Raw genomic sequence first — 4986 nt, 5'->3', positions numbered from 1 at the left:
CGCCTGTTCACCGACGGCATCATCAACTTCGGTTACCGCTACCGCCGCCAGAACCCGCAGGACAACTTCGCCTACATTGAACAATTCGATACGTCGGCGGTCTATCCGATTTCCGACCGCTGGCGGGTGCTCGGGCGCTGGGTCTGGTCACGGCGCGATGAGCGCACGCTCGAGGCCCTGGCTGGCGTGGAATATGAAAACTGCTGCATGAAGCTGCGTCTGCTCGGGCGGCATTATGTCAGCAGCATCAACAACACCGTGATCGGGCCGATCCTGGGGCCCGCGACCACACGGAATTCGGTCATGTTCGAGGTTGAATTCAAGGGCTTGGGTACGACCAGCCCACAAATCGATACCCTCCTGCATCGTGATATCCTTGGATATCAATAAAACACTCAACGCGCGCCGCGAGCGGCGCCAGGCAAATCATTCGATGAAGCAGACCCCCGCCCTCCTCGCGCTTGCGCTCGCCATGGCCCTGGTGCCCCAGGCCCAGGCCCAGCTCCTTCCCAGCGCGGGTGCAGGGCAGTCGTCCCAGATGAACGATCCGAACCGCCCGCTCGACAAGATCGTCGCGGTGGTCGAGGAAGACGTCATCCTGCAAAGCGAACTGGACGCCGCCGTGCGTTCGGTACAACAGCAGTACGCGTCGAACCCGCAGCAGCTGCCGCCGGAAAACGTCCTGCGCCGCCAGGTGCTCGAGCGCCTGGTGCTCACCCGCCTGCAGGTGCAGCGCGCCCAGGACCAGGGCATCAAGGTTGCCGACAGCGACATCGACACGGCCATCAACAACGTGGCCCAGCAGAACAAGATGACCGTTGACCAGCTGCGCGCCGCCGTGGCCCAGGACGGCTTCAGCTACGCCGGCTTCCGCCAGCAGATTTCCGAGCAGATCACCGCCCAGCGCCTGCATGAAAGCGTGGTGCGTGATTCGGTGAACGTCACCGATTCGGAAGTGAACAACCTCCTGGCCAGCCCCACCTACAAGGCGGGCGAAGTACATCTGGCGCACATCCAGATCAGCGTGCCCAGTGGCGGCGGCGCCAGCGACATCGCCGCGGCCCAGACCAAGGCCGAGGCCGCCGAGGCCGCCATCAAGGGCGGCATGGACTTCAACGCCGCGGCCATCCGTTATTCCGATGCGCAGGATGCCCTCGAAGGCGGCGACCTCGGTTTCCGCCGCATGGACGAAGTGCCACCGGCGTTTGCCGATGCCATTGCCGGCATGAAGCCGGGCGAAGTGTCGCCGGCGCTGCGCGGTCCCACCGGCTTCCACATCCTGAAGCTGGTGGAACAGCGCGCCCCGCAGAAGCAGATGGTCACCGAATACCACGCGCGCCAGATCCTGATCAAACCGTCCGAGATCGTCACCATGGCCCAGGCCGAAGCCAAGGCCGATGCGATCTACCAGCGCCTGACGGCCAAGAAGGAAGATTTCGCCGCCGTTGCCAAGACCGATTCGAAGGACGAGACCACCGCCAACAATGGCGGCGACATGGGCTGGTTCGCGCAGCAGGCCTGGGGCCAGGCCATCGCCACCCAGATCACCACGCTGAAGGACAACGAGGTATCCAAGCCGTTCCAGACCGATGCCGGCTGGATCGTATTGCAGCGCCTGGGTTCGCGTGACGCCGACCGCACCGACCAGATGGCCCGTGACCAGGCCCGCCAGGCTATCGGCAACCGCAAGGCCGACCAGGCTTACGACGACTACCTCCGCGAACTGCGTTCCACCTCGTACGTGGAAATCGTCGACCCGGCGCTGAAGGACATCGACGCCAACGGCAACGCCGTCGCGCCGCCGAAGACCAACTCGTAACGCACGATGCCTAGCGCGCTGCCCCGGCTCGCCGTCACACCCGGCGAACCGGCCGGGGTCGGCCCTGAATTGATCGCCCACCTGGCCGCAAGCCCGCTCGCGGCCGATTTCGTCGTGATCGCGGACCGCGAACTCCTGCTCGATGCCGCCGGGGCCACCGGCCTGCTGCTCGCGCTCGAGGACGACGATGGCAAGCCGCGCCGCCGTCGCGCGCCGGGCTCGATGCGGATCCGCCACGTTCCCCTGGCCAGCGCCGCACGGCCCGGACACCCGGATCCCGCCAATGCCGGCTATGTGCTCAGCACGCTGAAGCTCGCCGCCGACGGTTGCATGGATGGCAGCTTCGCCGGGGTGGTCACAGGCCCCGTGCAGAAGGGCACCATCAACGATGCCGGCATCGCCTTCAGCGGCCACACCGAGTTCTTCGCCGAACGCGCCGCCTGCGACGTGGTGATGATGCTGGCAAGCCCGGAACTGAAGGTAACGTTGGCCACCACTCATCTGCCGCTCTCGGCGGTGCCCGCTGCGATCACTGAAAGCTTGCTCGAGCGCGTGTTGCGTATTGTCGACCGCGCCTTGCGCGAGCACTTCGGCCTGGCGCACCCGCGCATCGCGGTGCTGGGCCTGAACCCGCACGCGGGCGAAGCAGGCCATCTGGGCCGCGAGGAAATCGAGCGCATCGAGCCCGTGCTGGCGCGGCTGCGCGCGGAGGGCATGGCCCTGCTCGGACCGATCCCCGCCGATACGGCGTTTGTGCCCGCGCAACGCACCAACTACGACGCGGTGCTGGCGATGTACCACGACCAGGCGCTGCCCGTGCTCAAGAGCGAAGCCTTCGACCGCACGGTGAATATCACCCTGGGGTTGCCTTTCATCCGCACCTCGGTGGACCACGGCACCGCGCTTGACCTGGCCGGCAGCGGCCGTGCCAGCCCGGCCAGCCTGATCGCGGCGGCCAGCATGGCGCTGGACCTTGCCCATCGCGGCCGGGTGCGCGGATGAGCGCACGTCCCAAGAAGAGTTTCGGCCAGCATTTCCTGCACGAAAAGCGTTATATCGATTCCATCGTTTCGGCGATCTCGCCACAGGACGGCGACACGGTGGTGGAAATCGGCCCCGGTGAAGGCGCGCTCACCCTGCCGCTGCTCCACAAGGCGCGGAAGATGACCGCGGTGGAGCTCGATACCGACCTTATCCCCGCCCTGCAGGCCCGCGCCGACAAGATCGGCGAGCTGCACATCATCCACCAGGATGTCCTGAAGGTGGATTTCACCCGCATGGCGGCGGAGATGGGCGTGCCGCGCCTGCGCATTACCGGCAACCTGCCCTATTACATTTCCAGCCCCATCCTGTTCCACTGCCTGGATCACGCCGGCGTGATCCAGGACATGCACTTCATGTTGCAAAAGGAAGTGGTCGATCGCATGGCGGCCGACCCGGGCAGCAAGGTCTATGGGCGCCTGAGCGTGATGCTGCAGCTCGCCTGCCGGGTGGAATCGCTGTTCGTGGTGCCGCCCGACGCCTTCCGGCCCCCGCCAAAAGTGGATTCGGCCGTGGTGCGCCTGGTGCCTCTGCCACCGGAAAAGCTCTCCGGGGTTGCGCCCCAGGCGATCGAACGCGTGGTGAAGGCTGCCTTCGGCATGCGCCGGAAGACATTGTCGAACACACTTAAGGGCCTGGTGGACGAAGCGGGCATCATCGCTTGCGGCATCGATCCGCGCGCGCGCGCCGAAACGCTGTCACCAGCCCAATTCGTCGCCCTGGCGGAAACCTATGCCCGGCAACGGGCCTGAACGCCGACACGTCCTGCACACCACGGCGCTTGCCGCCATGACGGCCCTCCCGGACAATCGACCCATGAACGAGAAGTCCGCCACTGCGATCGATATCGACGTTACCAGTCGTTTCGATGCCGATCACTCCAAGCCCGCCGATGGGCGCTATGTCTTCGCCTATACGGTCACCCTGCGCAATACGGGCAAGCGTCCCGCACGGCTGCTTACCCGCCACTGGGTGATCACCGATGCCAACGGCAAGGTGGAAGAAGTCCATGGCGACGGCGTGGTCGGCGAGCAGCCGTGGATGAAACCCGGCGAACGCTACCAGTACACCTCAGGCGCCATCCTGGAAACCGCCGTAGGCACCATGCACGGCAGCTACGAGATGATCACGGACGACGGCATGGAGTTCGAGGCGACCATCCCGCGATTCGTCCTGTCCATCCCGCGCACGCTGCACTAGGCCCGGGGCGATGGCGGTTTATGCGATCGGGGATGTCCAAGGCTGCTACCCCGAGCTCCAGCGGCTGCTGGAGAAACTCAAATTCGATTCGGGCGCCGACAAACTCTGGTTTTGTGGCGACCTGGTCAACCGTGGCGGTGAATCGCTGGCTACGTTGCGGCTGATTCATTCACTGCGCGATTCGTCGATCATCACGCTGGGCAACCACGACCTCAGCCTGCTGGCCATCGGCCAGCGTCGCGATGATGCGAAAGCCCGGGTGAATCCGGAACTGCGTGAAGTACTGTTCGCCGAGGATGCCGGCGTACTTCTGGAATGGTTGCGCACGCAGAAGCTGCTGCACCACGACGAAAGCCTCGGCTGGACCATGCTCCATGCCGGCCTGGCACCCTCGTGGACACTACGCCAGGCGCAACGCGTTGCCATGGACGTCGAGCGCGAACTGGGCAGCCCGCGGCACGGCCGCCTGCTGCGCAACCTGTTCGGCAACCGCCCGGCAGGCTGGGGCAACCGGCTACAGGGCGTGGATCGCCATCGCGCCGCGATCAACACCTTCACCCGCATGCGCTATTGCGATGTCAGCGGCCGCATCGATTTCGAAAGCAAGGGTACGCCCGGCACGCAGAAGCCCGGGATGTATCCATGGTTCGAAGTCCCCGGCATGAAGAAACGCGAGACGCGCATCGTCTGCGGGCATTGGTCGTCACTGGGCCGCTTCGCAGGCCTCGGCGTGTGGTGCATCGACACCGGCTGCGTCTGGGGCGGCCAGCTCACCGCGTTACGGCTGGATACACCGGAGCCTGAGTACATCACGGTGCAGGCGGAGTCGTTCCGGACCAAGCCGAAAGACGGCGGGGACTGACGGGCCTTCACGTCATGGGATGCCCGGGAGCGACCGGGGCGAGCGGTTTTTATTGGCCGCCCGT

Annotated in this window: 5 protein-coding genes and 1 pseudogene; all 6 read left to right on the top strand. The window is 65.5% G+C overall.

What is annotated here, in order from left to right; all coding sequences use genetic code 11:
* A pseudogene (locus tag VK519_RS08370) lies at positions 1-390 on the top strand (LPS-assembly protein LptD); the annotation flags it as partial.
* 43 nt (positions 391-433) lie between these two features.
* Complete coding sequence (locus tag VK519_RS08365; protein ID WP_324348954.1) at positions 434-1819, top strand: peptidylprolyl isomerase; 1386 nt, start codon at positions 434-436, stop codon at positions 1817-1819.
* Between the two features lie 6 nt (positions 1820-1825).
* Positions 1826-2821 carry a 4-hydroxythreonine-4-phosphate dehydrogenase PdxA gene (gene pdxA, locus VK519_RS08360; protein ID WP_324348952.1) on the top strand — a complete coding sequence of 332 codons (996 nt, stop codon included), beginning with the start codon at positions 1826-1828 and terminating at the stop codon, positions 2819-2821.
* Positions 2818-3612 (top strand): 16S rRNA (adenine(1518)-N(6)/adenine(1519)-N(6))-dimethyltransferase RsmA, encoded by a 795-nt coding sequence (gene rsmA, locus VK519_RS08355; protein ID WP_324348950.1) that lies wholly within the window; start codon positions 2818-2820, stop codon positions 3610-3612. The genes pdxA and rsmA overlap by 4 nt, the downstream gene beginning before the upstream one ends.
* A 64-nt stretch (positions 3613-3676) precedes the next feature.
* Positions 3677-4060 carry a Co2+/Mg2+ efflux facilitator ApaG/CorD gene (gene apaG, locus VK519_RS08350; RefSeq protein ID WP_324348948.1) on the top strand — a complete coding sequence of 128 codons (384 nt, stop codon included), beginning with the start codon at positions 3677-3679 and terminating at the stop codon, positions 4058-4060.
* A gap of 10 nt (positions 4061-4070) precedes the next feature.
* Positions 4071-4922, top strand: a complete 852-nt coding sequence (locus VK519_RS08345) for a symmetrical bis(5'-nucleosyl)-tetraphosphatase (RefSeq protein ID WP_324348946.1) — start codon at positions 4071-4073, stop codon at positions 4920-4922.
* Positions 4923-4986: the final 64 nt, after the last annotated feature.

It is taken from the genome of Pinirhizobacter sp. (assembly GCF_035317885.1).
Classification (GTDB): Bacteria; Pseudomonadota; Gammaproteobacteria; order Xanthomonadales; family Rhodanobacteraceae; genus Pinirhizobacter.
The sequence above is the reverse complement of the archived record's forward strand: the minus strand, read 5'-3'. Positions and strand labels throughout refer to the sequence as shown.

Coding starts and splice junctions, on each gene's coding strand:
- VK519_RS08345 (WP_324348946.1), top strand. CDS start 4,071: ATGGCGGTTTATGCGATCGGGGATGTCCAAGGCTGCTACCCCGAGCTC.
- rsmA (WP_324348950.1), top strand. CDS start 2,818: ATGAGCGCACGTCCCAAGAAGAGTTTCGGCCAGCATTTCCTGCACGAA.
- pdxA (WP_324348952.1), top strand. CDS start 1,826: ATGCCTAGCGCGCTGCCCCGGCTCGCCGTCACACCCGGCGAACCGGCC.
- VK519_RS08365 (WP_324348954.1), top strand. CDS start 434: ATGAAGCAGACCCCCGCCCTCCTCGCGCTTGCGCTCGCCATGGCCCTG.
- apaG (WP_324348948.1), top strand. CDS start 3,677: ATGAACGAGAAGTCCGCCACTGCGATCGATATCGACGTTACCAGTCGT.